Source organism: Hydrogenophaga soli (genome assembly GCF_054777695.1).
The window spans coordinates 12,261-31,922 of sequence record NZ_BAAHAK010000013.1 but is presented as its reverse complement, the minus strand read 5'-3'; the positions used below and the strand labels follow the sequence as shown (position 1 = coordinate 31,922).

Annotated in this window: 14 protein-coding genes; 2 read left to right on the top strand and 12 right to left on the bottom strand. The window is 64.0% G+C overall.

What is annotated here, in order from left to right:
• Window positions 1-13: 13 nt before the first annotated feature.
• The 5 genes from ACYVB7_RS18650 to ACYVB7_RS18630 form a co-directional block, all read right to left on the bottom strand.
• Window positions 14-973: a S49 family peptidase gene (locus ACYVB7_RS18650; RefSeq protein WP_460510267.1), complete on the bottom strand. Its 960-nt coding sequence runs from the start codon at window positions 971-973 to the stop codon at window positions 14-16.
• Window positions 974-1,023: 50 nt separating this feature from the next.
• Window positions 1,024-1,428, bottom strand: a complete 405-nt coding sequence (locus ACYVB7_RS18645; protein ID WP_460510265.1) for a Rieske (2Fe-2S) protein — start codon at window positions 1,426-1,428, stop codon at window positions 1,024-1,026.
• A complete protein-coding gene (locus tag ACYVB7_RS18640; RefSeq protein WP_460510263.1) occupies window positions 1,428-2,102 on the bottom strand; it encodes an HAD family hydrolase in 675 nt (224 codons plus the stop codon). Before ACYVB7_RS18640 ends, ACYVB7_RS18645 begins: the two co-directional genes overlap by 1 nt.
• Window positions 2,103-2,234: 132 nt before the next feature.
• Complete coding sequence (locus ACYVB7_RS18635; protein WP_460510261.1) at window positions 2,235-2,543, bottom strand: H-NS histone family protein; 309 nt, start codon at window positions 2,541-2,543, stop codon at window positions 2,235-2,237.
• Between the two features lie 110 nt (window positions 2,544-2,653).
• Window positions 2,654-3,640, bottom strand: coding sequence for an RluA family pseudouridine synthase (locus ACYVB7_RS18630; protein WP_460510259.1), 987 nt, complete (start codon window positions 3,638-3,640; stop codon window positions 2,654-2,656).
• A 535-nt stretch (window positions 3,641-4,175) separates the two neighbouring features.
• Between ACYVB7_RS18630 and ACYVB7_RS18625 the strand changes: the two genes are divergently transcribed.
• Window positions 4,176-7,100 carry an Rne/Rng family ribonuclease gene (locus ACYVB7_RS18625; RefSeq protein ID WP_460510257.1) on the top strand — a complete coding sequence of 975 codons (2,925 nt, stop codon included), beginning with the start codon at window positions 4,176-4,178 and terminating at the stop codon, window positions 7,098-7,100.
• A gap of 134 nt (window positions 7,101-7,234) precedes the next feature.
• On the opposite strand, the gene ACYVB7_RS18620 is transcribed toward ACYVB7_RS18625, so the two are convergent.
• Genes ACYVB7_RS18620 through hemC form a run of 4 tightly spaced genes read right to left on the bottom strand, consistent with a single transcriptional unit; the run spans window position 7,235 to window position 11,885 of the window.
• Complete coding sequence (locus tag ACYVB7_RS18620; RefSeq protein ID WP_460510255.1) at window positions 7,235-8,533, bottom strand: heme biosynthesis protein HemY; 1,299 nt, start codon at window positions 8,531-8,533, stop codon at window positions 7,235-7,237.
• Between the two features lie 2 nt (window positions 8,534-8,535).
• Window positions 8,536-9,942, bottom strand: coding sequence for a uroporphyrinogen-III C-methyltransferase (locus ACYVB7_RS18615; protein ID WP_460510253.1), 1,407 nt, complete (start codon window positions 9,940-9,942; stop codon window positions 8,536-8,538).
• A 15-nt stretch (window positions 9,943-9,957) separates the two neighbouring features.
• Window positions 9,958-10,860 (bottom strand): uroporphyrinogen-III synthase, encoded by a 903-nt coding sequence (locus ACYVB7_RS18610; protein WP_460510251.1) that lies wholly within the window; start codon window positions 10,858-10,860, stop codon window positions 9,958-9,960.
• A 56-nt stretch (window positions 10,861-10,916) separates the two neighbouring features.
• Window positions 10,917-11,885 (bottom strand): hydroxymethylbilane synthase, encoded by a 969-nt coding sequence (gene hemC, locus ACYVB7_RS18605; protein WP_460510249.1) that lies wholly within the window; start codon window positions 11,883-11,885, stop codon window positions 10,917-10,919.
• A 168-nt stretch (window positions 11,886-12,053) separates the two neighbouring features.
• Here hemC and ppc point away from each other — a divergent pair, with 168 nt between their 5' ends.
• A complete protein-coding gene (gene ppc, locus ACYVB7_RS18600; RefSeq protein WP_460510247.1) occupies window positions 12,054-14,921 on the top strand; it encodes a phosphoenolpyruvate carboxylase in 2,868 nt (955 codons plus the stop codon).
• A gap of 173 nt (window positions 14,922-15,094) precedes the next feature.
• Here the strand turns inward: ppc and ACYVB7_RS18595 are convergent, their stop codons facing one another.
• The 3 genes from ACYVB7_RS18595 to ACYVB7_RS18585 form a co-directional block, all read right to left on the bottom strand.
• On the bottom strand, window positions 15,095-16,930 hold the full coding sequence (locus tag ACYVB7_RS18595) for a methyl-accepting chemotaxis protein (protein ID WP_460510393.1): 1,836 nt from the start codon (window positions 16,928-16,930) through the stop codon (window positions 15,095-15,097).
• Between the two features lie 229 nt (window positions 16,931-17,159).
• Window positions 17,160-18,116: a sugar kinase gene (locus ACYVB7_RS18590; protein WP_460510245.1), complete on the bottom strand. Its 957-nt coding sequence runs from the start codon at window positions 18,114-18,116 to the stop codon at window positions 17,160-17,162.
• Window positions 18,117-18,121: 5 nt separating this feature from the next.
• Window positions 18,122-19,654, bottom strand: coding sequence for a UxaA family hydrolase (locus ACYVB7_RS18585; RefSeq protein ID WP_460510243.1), 1,533 nt, complete (start codon window positions 19,652-19,654; stop codon window positions 18,122-18,124).
• Window positions 19,655-19,662: the final 8 nt, after the last annotated feature.

The following is a 19,662-nucleotide window of genomic DNA, read 5'->3' as shown; positions in this document are numbered from 1 at the left end:
CAAAAACCGAAAATCACTTCACGTTCAAGCCGCTCATCATCAACGCCTTCAGTGCACCATAACCCATCGCAGCACCGAAACGCTTGGCAATTTTTTCTGCCACGTTTTCCTTCTGGGTGTAGTCAACGATGTCCTCGGCTTTGACAATCTCGCGGGCCACAAAATCCACGGAGCCCAAACCATCCGCCAAACCCATCTGAACCGACTGGGAGCCACTCCAGAACAAGCCACTGAACATGTCCGGCGTTTCTTTCAGGCGATCTCCACGCCCCGCTTTGACAACCGAAATGAACTGCTGGTGAATCTCATTGAGCATGGCCACTGCATGGGCCCTCTGGGACTCAGACTGCGGACTGAACGGGTCCAAAAAACCTTTGTTCACACCCGCCGTCAGCAAGCGTCTCTCCACCCCCAATTTGTCCATCAAGCCCGTGAAGCCGAAACCGTCCATCAGCACACCAATGCTGCCGACGATGCTGGCTTTGTCGACATAGATTTCGTCCGCTGCCACCGCAATGTAGTAAGCAGCAGACGCACAACTGTCTTCCACAACCGCATAAACAGGTTTTTTGTGCAATGCCTTCAGGCGAACAATCTCATCATTGATCAAACCCGCCTGCACTGGACTTCCCCCGGGAGAATTGATGACCAGGACCACCGCTTGCGCACCTGAATCATCAAAAGCGGAGCGAAGAGAGTCAATCGTCGACAACGCATTGACTTCTCCTTCCGCCCCTATCTCCCCTCTCAGCTCAATCACCGCAGTATGTGGCGTGGAAGGCGCACTGGCCGAAGGCGTCTTGCTCCAGCCGGCCCAGATTGCCACAGCAATCAATACCGCCCAAACAGTCCGCCAGAGTGTTTTCCAGCGACGCACTGCCTTTTGCTCTGCGAGCATGGCAAAAGCAAGTTTTTCCAGCATGTCCCGCTCCCAAACCTTGGTTTGGAGAGCGTCCGTTTTGTCATCAGTCATCACTCAAAGTCCTTGGCCTAATCCGGCATGGTGCCGCTCGGGCGAATGTTTCATGGAGGATTCAAAACAGGTTGTAGGAGGCGATCAGCTCGCCACCAGACCACGCCATCCCGAACATCCAACGGTATTTTGACCAATCCCCCACGACAAGGCCCCCCAGCGCAGGCCCCAGTATCCGGTCGGTAGTGTGCGCCGTGGGTCGCACACAACAGCCAGCGGCCAGAAATATCAAAAACTTGGTTGGGCTGCCAATCCAGCTCCATGGGCACATGCGTGCAACGGTTCAGGTAGGCATGCGGCTTGTCGTTGTACAAGATTGCAAATGCGCGACAAGTCTGACCGGCATACATGACGTCGAATGCAACCGCCGAGCCCCGCTCCTGCAGGCTTTGCAGGTTGCACAAAGGGTGCCAAACATCCCCGGTCAATGGACACGCCCCCACCTCATCCACCATCACGCATTCTCCAGCAACCACCGGTGAAGCTGAGGGACCGAATGCGCAACAAACAGGGGCGCCAATCCGTCAAAGGACTGTGGATCGTGGGCACCGTAACTCACACCCACAGCAGGACAACCCGCATTGACCGCCATCTGCAGATCGTGGGTCGTGTCCCCCACCATCAGCGTTCGATCGGGTTCCACGCCAAACTCAGCCATGAGTTGCTCCAGCATCATGGGATCGGGCTTACCCGCTGTTTCTTCCGCCGTTCTTGACGCATCGAACAAATCGCACATTGACACGACCTTCAGAGCCTCGTCCAGCCCACGACGACTCTTGCCTGTGGCCACCGCCAGCCAGTGATGGCGAGCCTTGAGATCAGCCAACATGGAAGTCACCCCCTCAAAAAGCACCACCTCATGCTGGAACCGAAAGTAGTGGTGGCGGTAACGTTCACTCATCTGAGCCCACTTGGATGGAGGCACATTGGGGGCTGCATGCGCCAGAGCCTGTTGCAGCCCCATGCCGATCACAAACGAGGCGGCTTCCACACTGGGCGGTGTTTCACCCACGTCCGCAACAGCGGCCTGAATACAACGCACGATCAACGCAGTGGAGTCAAACAATGTCCCATCCCAATCAAAGGCGATGAGATCAAATCGGGAAGGACGCTGAACAGACATGGACATCAACGGCAATTCAAAGAGAGGGATTGTCCACGATAGCTCCTTGCCACCACGACCAGCCCGCCCATAAAAAAACCTGGCAAAGCCAGGTTTTCACACCACCTGCGAAACAGGTGTCAAAAGCAGCCGAGACACTCAGATCAAATAATCATCCAAACTCTTACCCTCGGACAGCAGCTTGCGCACCCACTCGGGTTTTCGACCCAGTCCACCAGCCCACAGCTCACCATTGGGCCCACGGTATTTCGCCGCAGCGGTTGACGTGGACTTGGCAGGCTTTTTCCCCGAAGAGGAAGCCCCGCCCAAATCAGCCACGGTCAAGCCATACTCTTTCATTTTGGCCTTGATCTCCTGGACAACAGAAGCGATTTCCTGCTTCCGGACTTGTTCAGCTTGGGCCAGCAACGCTTCTGCTTGTGCCTTCAGTTCGACGTAAGTGCTCATTCGGTATCCTGCTTTGATGTTGAAAACTGGATGATAGGGCAGGTCACTTGCCACAAAGCCTGCACCACTCCGGATTGGCATTTTAATTCAATAAATCAATACATCCGCATTCAGACTTCCGTCTTGACCAAAACATCCGTCGAAAACCCCTTCAGCATCAGCCTGAGCTCCTGCGGCAAGCCAGAAGCCAGTTGCACAGGTGTTTTCAAATGAGGATGTTCAAACCCCAAGCGCCAAGCATGCAAGAACATGCGCTTATGCCCCATTTTGGTGAGGCTTTTGTTCCACTCATAGTCCCCGTATTTGTCATCACCCGCAATCGCATGGCCCGAAGAAGAAAGATGAACCCGGATCTGATGGGTTCGCCCGGTCTTGATCGTGACCGCCAACAACGACACGGGCTCTTTGGCTTCACCCAACACGCCAACCCCCATCACGGACACCAACGAGATGCTGCGCATGGCATCCGGATGGTCAGCAGGCACCACCCGAACTCGACGCTCTCCATCGGGCAAAAGGTATTTCTGCAAACTCAGATCAATCACCTTGCACTTGGCAGGCCAGACCCCCTTGACCAACGCCAAATAGGTTTTCTGTGTTTCCCGCTCTCGAAATTGATCTTGCAAAGCACGCAACGCACTTCTTTTCTTGGCCACCAGCAGTATGCCGCTGGTGTCTCGATCCAAACGATGCACAAGCTCCAAGCATTGCGCCTGGGGACGCGCCTGCCTCAGTTGTTCAATGACGCCCCAACTCACCCCGCTCCCACCATGCACGGCCGTGCCTGCGGGCTTGTCCACCGCCAACAACCAATCGTCTTCACACAAGACGGGAAACTCGCGGGCCGGAACGCGATCCGCCGAGGACTCGGAAGACCGCTCGGCCTGACGCACAGGAGGAAGCCGCAACACATCGCCTGCCTGCAAACGGGTGTCGGCACTGACTCGTCCTTTGTTACGCCGTACCTCGCCCGAGCGAATGACCCGGTAGACATGGGTTTTGGGAACGCCTTTGAGCAGGCGGAATAAAAAGTTGTCCACCCGCTGCCCATCGGAATCAGGGTCAACAGTGATCCAACGGACTGATTGATCGTTCACGCTGTGTCGGTTCGCAATGCCGCCAGACGGCTGAAACCGCCCACGCTGTACCTATAATCGGAGCGCTTTCACGTCGTCTGTGCTGAACGCGCTGGTCTGTTCAAGTGTAAGGCCAGCTAACGGACGTGGCAGCAACCCAGCCACCCGCAGCCTCCCCACGAACCCTGCCCGTTCATCCCCTGAACTGGCAGACACGTCCCAGGCAGCGGTTGGAATGCCCAGTTCGTTGTTGAATCAAGATTACGGAATACCCCAACCATTCAGACATCGATGCTGAATGGGGAGACAGTGAACCCATGGTGACACATGGTCATGGCAATTTGCCTTGTTCACAACTCTCCACGCGCCCACGCCCAGGCAGCGTTTCTTCCCCAACCGCAGCGACTCATCACGCCGTGGGGAGCAAACCCAAATCTGCCTGATCGCTCTCCGGCAATTCCTCCCCGTTCATCACGCTGGCGTTCCTTGGCTCATCGTCGCCTCCGGCCATCCGGAAGGCGTTGTGACCACACGTGCTTACGCAAAGGACGCACACATGAAACGCATGCTGATCAATGCCACGCAGGCCGAAGAACGCCGCCTGGCCATCGTCAACGGACAAAAGCTGCTTGACTACGAAATCGAAATCGAAGGGCGCGAACAGCGCAAAGGCAACATCTACAAAGCCGTGGTGACCCGGGTTGAACCCAGCCTTGAAGCCTGTTTTGTTGACTATGGTGAAGACCGTCACGGCTTCCTGCCTTTCAAAGAAATTTCGCGCCAGTACTTTGCTGCGGGTGTGCCTGTCAGCCAAGCCCGCATCCAAGACGTCATCAAAGAAGGCCAGGAACTGCTGGTTCAGGTTGAAAAGGAAGAGCGTGGCAACAAGGGCGCAGCCCTGACCACCTTCGTCAGCCTTGCGGGCCGTTATGTGGTGCTGATGCCCAACAACCCCCGCGGCGGCGGTGTGAGCCGTCGCATCGAAGGCGAAGACCGCGCAGAGCTCAAAGCCGCACTGGACCAGCTGGAATACCCCAATGGCATGAGCATCATCGCCCGCACCGCCGGCATCGGCCGCGATGCCGCCGAGTTGCAATGGGACCTGAACTACCTGCTCAAGCTCTGGACCGCCATCGACGGCGCCACCAAAGGCGGCAAAGGCGCATTCCTGATTTACCAGGAATCCAGCCTGGTCATCCGCGCCATCCGCGACTACTTCAACAGTGACATCGGCGAGATCCTCATCGACACCGATGACATCTTTGAACAAGCCCACCAGTTCATGAACCACGTGATGCCCGAACATGGGCACCGCGTGAAGCGCTACCGCGACGACGCACCGCTGTTCAGCCGCTTCCAGATCGAACACCAGATCGAAAGCGCCTACAGCCGCACCGTGCAACTGCCCAGCGGCGGCGCCATCGTCATCGACCACACTGAAGCCCTGGTGGCCGTGGACGTCAACTCGGCCCGATCCATCAAGGGGGGTGACATCGAGGAAACCGCGCTGCGCACCAACCTCGAAGCGGCCGATGAAGTGGCCCGCCAAGCCCGCCTGCGCGACCTGGGCGGCCTGATCGTGATCGACTTCATCGACATGGAAGAGGCCAAGAATCGCCGTGAGGTGGAAAACCGCCTGCGCGACGCGTTGCGCCAGGACCGTGCCCGTGTGCAGTTCGGTGCCATCAGCAAGTTCGGCCTGTTGGAAATGAGCCGCCAGCGCCTGCGTCCGGCGTTGAATGAAGGCGCTTCCATCCCCTGCCCGCGCTGCGGTGGCTCTGGCCACATCCGCGACACCGAAAGCTCTGCACTCCAGATTCTGCGCATCATCCAAGAGGAGTCCCTCAAGGACAACACCGCCGCCGTGCTGGTGCAAGTCCCGGTGGAAGTGGCCAGCTTCCTGCTGAACGAAAAGCGCACCGAAATCACCAAGATCGAACTCAAGCAGCGCATCAGCGTGCTGCTGGTGCCCAACAAGTCGCTGGACACCCCCAACTACAAGCTGGAGCGCCTCAAGCACGACGACCCTCGCCTGGATTCGCTGGATGCCAGCTACAAACTGGCCGACGAAGTGGAAGAAGCCACCACCTTCACCCGCCGCAGCCAGGAGCGCAGCAACAAGCAAGAACCTGTGATCAAAGGCGTCCTGCCCGATCAGCCCGCCCCCGTGGCAGCACCGAAACCCGAGGTTGCAGCACTTCCACCCGTGTCTGCCCCTGTTCCGGTGGCGGCGTCGCCCGCTCCGGCTGCTTCGGGTGGTTTCTTTGGTTGGCTGAAAAAACTCCTGGGCGGTGATGCACCAGCCGTGCCGAGCGCCATTGAACCCGCCCCAGCCACCCGCGAGGCAGAAGCCAAGACGGACAGCACGGCCCGTGAAGGTGCAGGCCGAGGAGAGGGTCGTGGCGGGCGCGATCGAGGCCCTCGCCAGGGCCGCCGAGGCGAAGGACGTGGAGAGAACCGAGAAAACCGCGCAGGAGATCACCGCTCCGAAGCACGGGTTGACGGCAAAACTGCCACCGACACACGTCCTCCACGTGAGCGTGGCGAGCGAAGCGGCAATGCCGAACAGCGCAACACCGAAGGTCGCGGCAATGGTCGGGGCGGGCGTGGCGAACGCACCCCTCGTGACCGCGACATTGACAACCTGTCACCCGTGACGTCTCCGTCCCCGGCGATGTTGGGGGACGAAGCATCCACTGCGCCTGATGCCAATGCATCGGGCAACCGCCCCCCCCGAGGAGAGCGCACTGAAGGCCGTGGAGAAGGTCGCCGCGACCGGGGTGGACGCCGTGAACGACGCCCCAGCGATGCCACCGGCCCTGAAAACATGCCATCGGTTGAAGCCACCCCCGAAACGCGGACGCAGGCTTCGGAAACCGAGGACACCACGGTCATCGCACCCAACCGGGAAGCAGCAACCTACAGCTATTTCTCGGCACCCGAAACTGCCCCGGCAGCCGATGGCACCGAAGCCGCACCGGTTGACGCCGCAGCAGCCCAGGACGCCACCGAAGCAGGTGCTCGTCCCCCTCGGGAAAAGCGTTCCCGGGATCGTTATGGCCGTGAACGCCGCGAGCGAACCTCCGCACGCACGGAAGATGGCGCAAGCATTGCCCCTGAGTCCACTGACACAGTCCAGGTGACCTCGCCCGTGGCCACTTCGGTCTTGGATGTCGCACCGACCACGGTCGCCCAGCCGCCCGAAGTGGCGCAGCGAACCATGCCCAAGGTTCAAGCCTACGAGCTGCCGGTGCAGACCTTGGTGGCCACGGCGCAATCGGCCGGTTTGGTTTGGGTCGAGTCCGATTCATCCAAAGTGGCCCAGGTTCAGGCGCTGATTGCGGCCACGCCGCGACCGGTCCACGTCCCTCGGGAGCGTCAGCCGCTGGTGCAGATCGATGAAGGCCCGTTGGTGCTGGTGGAAACCCGCAAAGACCTGAGTGCCATGGTCCTGCCGTTTGACGCACCGACCCAGTCTTGAGGCACACCCGCCCAGCCCCAAGTCACCGTGGGGCTGGATGGCCAGCTGATCTCAAACCAAAAAGCCCCGGCAGGTTCTGGAACCTGCCGGGGCTTTTTGTTGGACGGATCTGGGCGCTTGGATCAGGCTTGAACTCAAGCAGACCCTGAGGCCACACGGGCCAAGGCCGCCTGTCGCCATGCGGCCTTGGCAGCGGGCTCATCCCCACGCTGCTCGGCCAACTGCGCCAGTCGCACCCAGGCCAGAGATTGGGTGCCGACGTCACTCAACAAACGTGCAGCCTGTTGAAAAGCCGCGGCGGCCTTGCCCCACAGCTGTCGGTGGTGGTAGGTTTCAGCGGCCACAAACAAGAGGCAGGGGTCTGCAGGTTGCTCCAGTTGCATGGACTCGATGCGGGCCAGCCAGCGGTCATCCATGTGCGGAACAACCCCTTGCATGACCCGCACAAACTGGTGGCGCAAATCGTCTCCCATGGAGGAATACCCGGCCAGCAGAGGCTCAGACCAGTCACGCAACAACGCGCGACCCAAGTCGTGGTCCATTTCTTCAGACCACACCGCCAACAAACGGGCCATGGCCGCCAGCACCACCGCGGCATCCCGGCGTTCAGTGGCGTCCATGGAACGCCACACCCCCAGCAGCTGGGCCACGTCGTGGCAATCGGCGAACAAAGCCACGCGCAATCGACGCATCAGACTCTCGGACACCGCCTCCGAAAAAGCCTTGTGCTTGGCCAACAGGCGTGCCGTGTCAAACGCCTGGGTGTGGTCGCTGTTGAGTTGAGCCAGCTTGAGCTTGAGCCGCAGGGTCAACGTGCGCCGTGCAGCTCCCTGGGGCAACTGCGACAGCAGCCGCTGAGCCGCGGGCAAGCGGCGGTCATCCACCGCCCAACGCAAAGCCCTCAGGGACACCGCCTCGCGCACGGTGACGAGGTCTGGGTGATCGGCGGCCACGAGGGCCTGTTCCAGATGTCGCCCTTGGGCATCGGCATCTTGCAGCGAATGCGCCGCCTCCGCCGCCATCAAGTGCGCCATGGCCAACCGCGTGCGTCCAGCCACGCTGCCATCGCGCGGTTGGGCAGCCTCAGCCGCCAGCAACTCCGCGGCATGCTGTGCAGCCCCTTTTGCTCGCACAAAGCGCCCCGCCGTCTGGTGAACCTGTGCGTCCAACAACGCGGCATGGACGGCACGCTCCCGCTGGAGCGCGCGCCAACGGCGGGCCTGCTCGGGCAGGCTGCGCAACGCAGACGCCGAGCGCAACGCCAAATGAAGCAGCCCAAACAACAACAACACCGAGGCCAGAACCAGATTGAACGACATGTCCACCCGGTACGGCAACCAGAACAGCGTGACCGTGGCGCCGTTCTGCCCCATCAACAGCGCCAAGGCCACCGCGGCGGCAAACAGGCCCACCAACCAGAACACGGCCTTCATGGTCAACGTCCACCGGCCGCTGTTGCCAGGGCCGACAAGGTGTCATCGGGGCGAGGCAGGTCCAAGGTACGAGAGGCCTGCAGCACCTCGTTGAGCACCAGCAGGGCCTGCTTGTTCATGGGGGCTTGTGGGTCAAAATACTTGGTCAAGGCTGCACGGACAAACTGCATGTCGGCCCGAGCCGCAGGAATCTGTCGCGCCAGCAGGCTCAGGCGGATGTTGAGCAACCGCAGCTTGAGGTTTTCGCGCATGAACACCGCTTGTTCGGGAGCCAGCAGCACGGCATCGGGCTCGTCAATGCGGCTGACCCTCACCAGATCTCGCCCAGCCTGAGCCACCTGCCGCATCCAATCGTCCCACAGGCTGCGAATCCGAAGTGACCACCCCGCCCAGCCCCCGCTCATGGCACTGGGAGCAGGCTCCGCAGCCACTGGCGCTGTGCGCCCACTCTTGTTGGCCTTGTGCACGGGTGCGGGTTTGGGCGCTGCAGGCGTCGCGGCGGCCGTGGGCGGCGAGGCCTCGGCTCCATCGGCGGCACCGCTGGACGCCGCCACGGGCGTTGACGGTGGACCCGCATCCTCCGCCTCTGCAGGTGTGGAATCTGGCGGCTGGCGCGGTGCTGGCGACACAGGAGCAACAGACGACACCACCGGTGTGGACTTGGCCACCGCGGGCACCGCAGACTTGGTCCGGGAGACGGGCGCCGCCTGGGTCAGCACCCAGTCGTCCACCGAGCGGGCCAACTCGTCCAGCCGGGCCGCCAACAGCGGCAAATCGGCCACAGACGAGGCCTTGATGCGCTCCAAGTCCCGCGCCATGGCGCGCTGGACCGGATTGAGCCGCGGTTGGGCGGCCTTGGCGATGCGGCGGTCGGCCGCCTGCAAGGCCGACACCAGCGGCTGTGCACTGCCGGTCAGTTCGGCCTGCTGGATGGCCAGGCGAATGCCCGACTCGATGTCGAGCACCAAGGTGTCATCGCGGGAGCGGGACACGCTGAGCATCAGCTCTTCCAATTGGGTGCGCTGAAGGCTGACCTCCGACAACTTCACTTCGGCCACCGTCAGCCGTGCCTGCAACTCTTGGGTGAGGGTCTTGGCTTCTTCGGCGGTCTCCCGGGATTGCTCCGACTCGTCAGCCACCGACGCCGCGCGCTTGGCCAACTCCTGCTGGATGTGGTCCAAACGCTGCCACAGCATGCCGCTGAGCAGCAACGCCACCAGAGCCACCCCCAGCAGCACCATGGTGAACCACCCGCCAGACGCAGGCGCTGGGGCACGCGGCGCCGCAGGCGGCACCGCGGGTTTGCCAACCGACTCCCCCCCAGGGGTGGGCGCGGCAGTTCCCGGTGTCGCAACGTCAGCAGCGTCCGAAGCCGTGGAAGCGGAAGGGGATGAGGTCGATTCAGTCATGGGTTGCGACCCATTTTAGGTTGGGGCCATGTCCGCCAGTGTGCTCGACACCTCTGCCAGCGACGGACGGCTGCGCACCACCTGGCCAAAACCCAGTGTCTGCAAGGCCAGGGCAATGCGCGGGTGGGTGGCCAACGCCCGGGTTCCCGACCAATCCTGACCCGGTTTCAACCGCGCCAAGTGCGCCACCGCTTCGGAACTGCTGAACAGCCAGACGGCATCTGCGTTCAAAGCGGCGTTCGCCCGCACGTGATCGGCCACCGCCCACCGGGGACACGAACGGGCGTAAGCCGCACACGCATGGACCACACCGCCCTTGGCTCGCACCTGGTCGGCCAACCAGTCGCGCCCTTGCCCCTCGACCGAAGACGATGCCGGAGAGGCCGACGGCGACTGGCCGCGCACCACCAGCAAACGAAAACCGGGCCGCACCTGCTCGCTCACCACCGCCCACAGGGCTTCGGAGTCGTACTGTTCGGCGTCGGCCCGAGGTTGGTCGATGACCACGCTGGGCACCCCCGCCACCCGCAACGCCCGGGCGGACCCCGGACCTGGCACCCAGCAACGAGGTCCCTGAGGTTCCCCCAGATCCCTCAATGGACGCGCATCGGCACCGTCCACCCAACTCATTTCGATAGCAGAAAAGTCATGCCAATCAAGCGGTAGCTTGCCTTTTGACATCAAGCTTGCCACGTCAAAGGCAGCAATCGCCTGGGGGCTGACCCACATGACCGCGGTGTACTCCGTCCAATGCTCCCGGCAGTGCATCAAGGCGGCCAGGTCACTCGGCGGGCCGAATTCGATCAGCGGCAACTCGGTGGTGACGCTGCCCGCCCGTGCCAGGGCCGACGCCCAGACACGCGCCTCGGCCGCAGGCCGGGTCACCACCACCGGCGGCAGTGGTGTGCGCGGTTTCAACACAGGAGGGGGCACAGGCTACTCCGCGACGGGTTGGGCACAGGGCCAGGCAATCCTCAGGAGACCGAAGGCAGGTCGGCACGACGGGCGCCTGCAGCCACCAGTCCAAGGGCCACTTCACGGCCCAATGCCTCGGCCTCGTCCAACGAAGCCACCGAACGCTGCGCCTCGGTGCGCACCAGGGGGGCGCTGACCAATTCTTCACCCCAGGCGGCTTCCAGCTTCAGCGCGCCATCGGCTTGCCAGCGGGAAAACGCCGCCAGCGGCATGGAGCAACTGCCGCCCATGGCCCGGCTGACGGCCCGCTCGGCGGCCACCGACAGCCAGGTGGGCAGGTGGGCCAGCGGGGCCAGCGCAGCGGCCACGTCGGCGCGGTGGCTGCAAATCTCGATGCCCAAGGCCCCTTGCCCCGCGGCCGGCAGCATGGATTCGGGCTCAAACACCTGCCGGATGCGCGCCGCCAAGCCCAGGCGCTTGAGGCCCGCAGCAGCGAGCACGATGGCCTGGTACTGTCCCTCGTCCAGCTTGCGCAGGCGGGTGTCCAGGTTGCCGCGCAGGGGTTCGATGTGCACATCGTTGCGATCCAGGCGCTGCAAGGCTTCACGCAGCAGCACCAGGCGGCGCAGGCTGGAGGTGCCCACCACCGCGTTTTCCGGCAGGTCTGCCAAACCCGCACAGTGGGGCGACACCCAGGCGTCACGCGGGTCTTCGCGCTCCATCACGCAGGCCAGGGAAAAGCCCTCGGGCAGCTCCATGGGCACGTCCTTGAGCGAATGCACGGCCAGGTCAGCCCGACCTTCCGCCAGCGCAGTTTCCAGCTCCTTCACGAACAGGCCCTTGCCGCCCACCTTGCTGAGGGTGCGATCCAGGATCTGGTCGCCCCGAGTGGTCATGCCCAGCAGCGTGACGGTGTGGCCTTGGGCTTGCAGCAGCGCCTGCACATGTTCGGCCTGCCACAAGGCCAACCGGCTTTCGCGGGTGGCGATGGTCAGGTTCAAAGGGGAGACGGACGCAGGTGCGGACATGGCGAGGACGGCTGGAGCGGAGGGACGCCCCCGTCAACCCTGACGAAGGCTGTCGGGAGGCTGAAAGGTGCCCAAAAAGTACCCGTTTGGTAACCCAAAAAACGGGGTTTTTGAGGGTGCAGGATGCTAGCATGACCCGTACCCCCTCCCCCCTTCCGGACACCCCCCATGAACACCCCCGCCCGACGCCCCGCGCCGCGCCGCGCCGCGCCTGTTTCGCCCCAGGCTGCCTTGACCCCTTCCGGCCACGGCAAAGACGACAAAGACCGCCCCTTGGTCGAGGACATCCGGCTGCTGGGCCGTTTGCTGGGTGACGTGATCCGGGAACAGGAGGGCCAGGCCGCCTTCGACCTGATCGAGCAGATCCGCCAGCTGTCGGTGGCTTTTCGCCGCGACGCCGATGCCGCCGCCGACAAAACCTTGAAGAAGCTGCTCAAGGGCCTGAGCGACGACCAGACGGTGAGCGTGATCCGCGCTTTCACCTACTTCAGCCACCTGGCCAACCTGGCGGAAGACCGCCACCACATCCGCCGCCGGGCCATCCACGAACGCGAGGGCGACGTGCAACCCGGCAGCCTGGACATGGCGCTGCAGCGCATCCAGAAGGCCGGCATTTCCCGCCAGGCCGTGGCCCGCACGCTGGCGCACGCCCATGTGTCCCCGGTGCTCACGGCCCACCCCACCGAGGTGCAGCGCAAGGCCATCCTGGACGCCGAGCGGGCCATTGCCCAGTTGCTGGCCGCCCGCGAGCACCTGCTGCCCCGCGAACTGGCCGACAACGAGGCCCAGATCCGCGCCCGCGTCACCCAGCTGTGGCAGACCCGGCTGCTGCGTTTCACCAAGCTGACCGTGGCCGACGAAATCGAAAACTCGCTGACCTACTACGAAGCCACCTTCCTCACCCAGATTCCCCGCCTGTACCGCGACCTGGAAGACCTGCTGGAACTGCCCCAGGCGTCCGACCAGGTGCCCCCGTTCCTGCGCATGGGGCAGTGGATTGGCGGTGACCGCGACGGCAACCCCTTCGTGACCGCGCCCACGCTGGAATACGCGCTGCGCCGCCAGTCCGAAGTGGTGCTGCGCCACCTGCTGACCGAAATCCACTGGCTGGGCGGCGAACTGTCCATGTCCGAGATGTTGACCGGCGTGACCCCCGAGATGCGCGCCCTGGCGCAAAGCTCGCCCGACACCAACGCCCACCGCATGGATGAGCCCTACCGCCGGGCCTTGACCGGCATGTACGCCCGGCTGGCCGCCACCCTCACCGAGCTGACCGGCACCACCGCCGCCCGCCATGCCGTGGCCCCGCAGAACCCCTATGCCCAGGCCGACGAGCTGCTGGCCGACCTGCGCACCCTCGAAGCCAGCCTGAACGCCCACCACGGCCAGGCCCTGGTGCGCCAGCGCCTGGCACCGCTGATCCGTGCGGTGGAGGTGTTTGGCTTTCACCTGGCCACGGTGGACCTGCGCCAAAGCTCCGATCAGCACGAAACCGTGCTGGCCGAGCTGCTGGCCACCGCCCGCATCTGCCCCGACTACACCGCGCTGGACGAAACCGCCAAGCGCGAACTGCTGCTGCGCCTGCTCAACGACGCCCGCCCCCTGCGCGTGATGGGTGCCAGCTACAGCGACTGGACTCGCAGCGAGCTGAGCATTTTCGAAACCGCCCTGCGCATGCGCCAGCGCTACGGGGCCAACGCCATCCGCCACTACATCATCAGCCACACCGAAACGGTGAGCGACCTGCTGGAGGTGCTGCTGCTGCAAAAGGAAGTGGGCCTGATGCGCGGCCTGCTGGCAGAACAAGCAGAGGCCGACCTGATCGTGGTGCCGCTGTTCGAAACCATTGAAGACCTGCAGCAATCCGCCACCATCATGCGCGAGTACTACGCCCTGCCTGGCGTGGCCGACATGGTCCAACGCGGCGGCCCGGGCCAGTACAGCGAACAGGACGTGATGCTGGGCTACTCCGACAGCAACAAGGATGGCGGCATCTTCACCAGCAACTGGTCGCTGTACAAGGCCGAACTGGCGCTGGTGGACCTGTTCGAGCAGCTCGCCAACAGCCACAACATTGAATTGCGCATGTTCCACGGCCGCGGCGGCACGGTGGGGCGTGGCGGCGGCCCCAGCTACCAGGCCATCCTGGCGCAACCCCCGGGCACGGTGCGCGGCCAGATCCGCCTGACCGAACAGGGTGAAGTCATCGGTTCCAAATACGCCAACCCCGACATCGGGCGGCGCAACCTCGAAACCCTGGTGGCCGCCACGCTGGAAGCCACGCTGCTGCAATCCACCCAGCCCGCCGCCCCCGAGTTCCTTCAGGCGGCCCAGGCGCTGTCAGAGGCCAGCATGGCCGCCTACCGCGCCCTGGTGTACGAGACGCCCGGCTTTGCCGACTACTTCTTCAACGCCACGCCGCTGCGCGAAATCGCCGAACTCAACATCGGCTCCCGCCCCGCCTCGCGCAAGGCCACCCAACGCATCGAGGACCTGCGCGCCATCCCCTGGGGCTTCAGCTGGGGCCAGTGCCGCCTGACGCTCCCGGGCTGGTTCGGCTTTGGCTCTGCCGTGCACGCGTTCCTCAACCAAAATGGCCCCCGTCGCTTGTCCCTGCATAAGAAGCTGCTACAACAAATGCATGCGCAGTGGCCGTTCTTCAGCACCTTGTTGTCCAACATGGACATGGTGCTGGCCAAGAGCGACCTGGCCCTGGCCCGCCGTTATGCCGAGTTGGTGACCGACACCCGCCTGCGCAAAAAGGTGTTCGCCGCCATTGAAGCGGAGTGGCACCTGACGGTGGATGCCCTCAACCTCATCACCGGCAAGGCCCAACGGCTGGTGGACAACAGCGCGCTGGAGCGCTCCATGCGCCACCGCTTCCCCTACATCGACCCGCTGCACCACCTGCAGGTGGAACTGGTGCGCCGCCACCGCGCGGCCACGCAGCGCGGCGAGGTGGTGGACGACCGGGTGAAACGCGGCATCCACATCAGCATCAACGGCATTGCGGCGGGTTTGCGCAACACCGGTTGAGTGCGCATCAAACGCTATTTATTTGATAGCTGCTTGCGCTTTCTTATAAAGCGCTAGAAGCATTTTTCTCATGAATCTCAAACCACGCAAGCGCCCATGAAAAAAGCCCGATCGGCACAGCGTGCCGTCGGGCCTGGGCAAATGGGGGGCCAACCGCTCAGGTTGGCGTCCGCTCAGAACGTTTCCCAGTCGTCATCCCCACCCTTGGCTTTGGAGGCAATGGCCGTGCTGGTGGAGGTGGCCGCTGCCGTCGCCCCGGGCAGCTTGGCCGCTGGCTTGGGGGCCACCGCCGGTTTGGCGCTGGCCTTGGCACTGGCTTGGGCCGCTGGCAGCGCTTTGACCGCCGTTTTCACCGGGGCCGCCAGGGAACGGGCCGCCGGGGCTTTGCGCTGAGCCGCAGCGGGTGTGGCGTGTGCTGCCGTGGCACGGGGCGCGCCTGCCCGCTGGCCGTCTTGCGCCGAGAGTTTGAACACGGCCACGGTTTGCACCAGTTCTTGCGCCTGGGTGTTCAGCGATGAGGCCGCTGCCGCCATCTCTTCCACCAGCGCCGCGTTTTGCTGCGTGGCTTGGTCCATTTGCTGCACCGCTTCGGCCACTTGCCCCACGCCGTTGGCTTGTTCGCTGCTGGCCGCGCTGATCTCTCCCATGATGTCGGTGACCCGCCGGATGCTGGTCACGATTTCGGTCATGGTCTCTCCCGCCTTGTCCACCAGGTGGGTGCCTTCTTCCACGCGTTCGACGCTGGCGCTGATGAGGTCTTTGATTTCCTTGGCCGCCTGGGCACTGCGTTGGGCCAGGCTGCGCACTTCTCCCGCCACCACCGCAAAGCCTCGCCCTTGCTCACCGGCCCGTGCGGCTTCCACCGCCGCATTCAAGGCCAGGATGTTGGTCTGGAAGGCGATGCCGTCGATGACGGTGATGATGTCGGCGATCTTGCGGCTGGATTCGTTGATGCCTTTCATGGTGTCCACCACCTGGCTCACCACTTCCCCACCTTGCACGGCCACGGTGGAGGCGCTCATGGCCAGTTGGTTGGCCTGGCGGGCGTTGTCGGCGTTTTGTTTGACGGTGGAGCCCAGCTCTTCCATGCTGGAGGCCGTTTCTTCCAGCGCGCTGGCCTGGCTTTCGGTGCGGCCCGAGAGGTCTTGGTTGCCTTGGGCAATCTGCGTGGAGGCCGTGGCCACGCCGTCCGAGCCTTGGCGCACCGAGGAGACCACGCGGATCAGGGATTGCTGCATGCGCGCCACCGCGGCCATCACGCTGGTGGTGTCTCCCGCCTGAACATGGAGTTGGGTGCTCAGGTCGCCATCGGCCACGCGGCTGACCGCGTCGGACAGCTCGGCAGGTTCTGCCCCCAGGGCGCCCACCAGGCTGCGGGTGATCAAGGCCCCCGCCACCACGGCCACCACCAGGGCCAGCACGGCAATGCTGATCATCAGGGCACGTTGGGTGGCGTAAGTCTCTTTGGCGTCGGCCTCCAGCTTGGCGGAGTTGGCTTTGCTCAAGACCACGAACTGGTCAACCACGTTGTTCAACGCTTTCAACAGCGGGCGGCACTCGTCGTTCATCTTGGCAATGGCGGCCTCGTTCTGCCGGTTCAGACCCAGCTCCACGATGGCTTGGGCCACGGGGCCATACTTTTGCTCCACCGCGTCGATCTCGGCCACCAGGCGCTTGGCTTCGTCACTCACCCCAGGCTGGGTGGCGACCATCTGCTTGAGGTGTGCCAAGTTCTTGCCCACCGCGACATGGGCCTTGGTCACCGCCTCTTTTTCGGCCTGCAAGTCTTCGGGCTTGGTCACCAGCACGATGTTGCGGGCGGCGATGGCCCGGTCGTTCACCACGTTCATCAACGCGTTGGCGGTGGCCAGGCGGGCATAGATGCCCTCCACAAAGTTCTGAAACTCTTCGTTGGCGGCACCCAACTCGCGAAGCGCCATGCTGCCAATCAGCAGCACCATGGCGGCCAGCACGCTAAACGCCCACGTCAGTTTGGCTCGAACGGTCATGTTTTTCATGATGGTGTTTCCCACACAGTTAAGTTATTCGGCGTGATACCCCCACCTGGAGCTGGCACCGCGCTGGTGCGCCAGTGTGCGGGAAGGTCAACAGAATGACAACACCATGAACTCAAAAACGTGGTCGATGACCGGCGCTCTTGGGTGTAAGCACAACAATTCACCGGCGGCGGCACGAAACGGCCACGGAAACAACCCGTCGGCAGGCCTGTGCAGCGGCTCAAAGGGTCAACGGACCCAGCTCGTGACGGCGCGGCAGCCCGTCGCTGTCGCCCGGAAACTGCACCACCCGGGCCCCGATGGCGTTGCCACGGGCCACGGCCTGGGGCCAACCCAAGCCCTCCAGCACCCCGCTGATCACGCCCACGGCAAAACCGTCGCCCGCGCCCACGGTGTCCACCACCTGCGGCACGGGCACGCCGGGCACCGTGGCCTGCTGCCCTTGGGCGCTGGCCCAATGGGCCCCGTAGCCTCCTTCTCGCCCCAGCTTGACCACCACATGCTGGGCACCTGCGTCCAGGTAGAACCGGGCCACCTCTTCGGCGTGGCTTGCCCCGGTCAGGGTTTGCCCCTCGGCCAGGCCGGGCAGCACCCAGTCGCACAAGGCGGCCACGGCGTTGAGCGTGTCGATCATGGCCTGTGGGCTTGCCCACAAGCGGGGGCGCAGGTTGGGATCGAACGACACCGTCATGCCCTGGGCCTTAGCCCAGCGGATGGCGACCAGCACCAGCTCGTGGCAGCTGGGCGACAACGCCGGGCTGATGCCGGTGATGTGCAGGTGCCTGGCCTTGGACTGCACCAGGCGTTTCAGATCGTCCGGCCCCATGGTCGATGCCGCCGAGCCCTTGCGGTGGTACTCCACCTGGGGATCAGCCCCCTGCGTCTCGCGCGACTTGAGCATGAAACCCGTGCGGTGAACGTCGCTGACCCGCACGCCGTGGGTGGCGATGCCCTCGCGCTGCATCACGCCCAGCAGGTACTGACCCAGGGAATCCTGACCCAGCCGACTGAGGTAAGCCACCCGCCAGCCCAGGCGGCTGAGGCCGATGGCCACGTTCAGCTCCGCCCCGGCGGCAAATTTGGCAAACCGCTGGACTTCGGCCAGCGGGCCTTCGTCCTGTGCGGCAAACAGCACCATGGCCTCACCCAGGGTGAGCACGTCCACTTCGGTGTGCATGGGCATCACATCACCGCGCCCAGTTGCCAGGGCACAAATTCCATGTCGCCCAGGCCCAGGACCTCGCTGGCGGTGGGGCGACCGCTGGCCACCTCAAGCAGCGACTGGAACAACTGTTCACCACACGCCTCCACGCTGGCCACGCCGTCGATGACCTGCCCGGCGTTGAAGTCCATGTCGTGGCGCATGCGCTCGTACAACGGCGTGTTGCTGGCGATCTTGAGCGACGGCGTGGGCTTGCAGCCAAACGTGGACCCCCGCCCGGTGGTGAAGCAAATGAGGTTGGCCCCACCCGCCACTTGCCCGGTGGCCGACACCGGGTCGTAGCCCGGCGTGTCCATGAACACCAGGCCCGGCGTTTGCACCGGCTGCGCATACGCCAGCACGTCCATCAGCCCCGAACGGCCCGCCTTGGCCACCGCCCCCAGGGACTTTTCCAGGATGGTGGTGAGTCCACCGGCCTTGTTGCCCGGAGAGGGGTTGTTGTCCAGCGAAGCGCCATGTTGCCGAGCGTAGGCCTCCCACCACTGCACGCGCTGCATGAGGCGCTGGGCCACATCGGCATTGACGGCGCGAGCGGTCAGCAGGTGTTCGGCCCCATAAATTTCGGGGGTTTCCGACAGGATGGCCGTGGCCCCGTGGCTGACCAACCGGTCCACCGCCGCCCCCAGCACGGGGTTGGCGCTGATGCCGGAATAACCATCTGACCCGCCGCATTGCAAGCCCACCACCAGATGGCTGGCGGGCACGGGGCTGCGCTTCGCGGCACTGGCATGGGTCAGCAAGCTGTGCAGCAGCGCCTTGCCTTGGGCAATGGCCTCCGCCGTACCGCCCGCGCTCTGGATGCCCAGGGTTTGCACCGGACCATGGGCCAGGGCCTGCACCCGCTCGGCCAGGGCCGACACCTGGTTGACCTCGCACCCCAAGCCCACCAACAGCACGGCGGCCACGTTGGGGTGGGTGGCGTAGCCCAACAAGGTGCGCTGGAGGATGTCGAACCCTTCACCCTCGCCCCGCATGCCACAGCCACTGCCGTGGGTCACGGCCACCACACCATCCACACCCGGGTAAGCAGCCAAGGCGTCCCCTGAAAACGCCTGGGCCAAGGCCCGTGCCACCGAGGCCGAACAATTGACCGTGGACACAATGGCCACATGGTTGCGGGTGCCCACGCGGCCATTGCTGCGCACATACCCCTCGAACTGCGCAGGCACCGCCACCCGTGGCAGGGGCTGGTACGACGCCCCCACCGCCGTGGCGGTGGCATGGTCGGCCATGCCCAGGTTGTGCGAGTGAACGTGCTGCCCGGGCGCAATGTCCTGCGTGGCCACGCCGATGACCTGACCGTACTTGCGCACCGGCTGTCCCGCCGCCACGGCACGCACCGCCACCTTGTGGCCAGCGCCAATGGCCTGCACCACCAACACACCGCCCCCCAAGGGCAAACGGTCTCCCGGGTTCAGGGCCGCACGGGCCACGGCCACGTCATCTTGGTCGGAAAGCAGCCAGGCGCTGCACGGGGAGGGGGTCATGTCCATCGGTCAGG

Bases quoted from the DNA above. Each gene is read 5' to 3' on its own strand.
- ACYVB7_RS18645 (WP_460510265.1), bottom strand. From the start codon at position 1,428: ATGGTGGATGAGGTGGGGGCGTGTCCATTGACCGGGGATGTTTGGCAC.
- ACYVB7_RS18635 (WP_460510261.1), bottom strand. From the start codon at position 2,543: ATGAGCACTTACGTCGAACTGAAGGCACAAGCAGAAGCGTTGCTGGCC.
- ACYVB7_RS18585 (WP_460510243.1), bottom strand. From the start codon at position 19,654: ATGGACATGACCCCCTCCCCGTGCAGCGCCTGGCTGCTTTCCGACCAA.
- ACYVB7_RS18615 (WP_460510253.1), bottom strand. From the start codon at position 9,942: ATGACTGAATCGACCTCATCCCCTTCCGCTTCCACGGCTTCGGACGCT.
- ACYVB7_RS18640 (WP_460510263.1), bottom strand. From the start codon at position 2,102: ATGTCCATGTCTGTTCAGCGTCCTTCCCGATTTGATCTCATCGCCTTT.
- ACYVB7_RS18595 (WP_460510393.1), bottom strand. From the start codon at position 16,930: ATGACCGTTCGAGCCAAACTGACGTGGGCGTTTAGCGTGCTGGCCGCC.
- hemC (WP_460510249.1), bottom strand. From the start codon at position 11,885: ATGTCCGCACCTGCGTCCGTCTCCCCTTTGAACCTGACCATCGCCACC.
- ACYVB7_RS18620 (WP_460510255.1), bottom strand. From the start codon at position 8,533: ATGAAGGCCGTGTTCTGGTTGGTGGGCCTGTTTGCCGCCGCGGTGGCC.
- ACYVB7_RS18625 (WP_460510257.1), top strand. From the start codon at position 4,176: ATGAAACGCATGCTGATCAATGCCACGCAGGCCGAAGAACGCCGCCTG.
- ACYVB7_RS18590 (WP_460510245.1), bottom strand. From the start codon at position 18,116: ATGCACACCGAAGTGGACGTGCTCACCCTGGGTGAGGCCATGGTGCTG.
- ACYVB7_RS18650 (WP_460510267.1), bottom strand. From the start codon at position 973: ATGACTGATGACAAAACGGACGCTCTCCAAACCAAGGTTTGGGAGCGG.
- ppc (WP_460510247.1), top strand. From the start codon at position 12,054: ATGAACACCCCCGCCCGACGCCCCGCGCCGCGCCGCGCCGCGCCTGTT.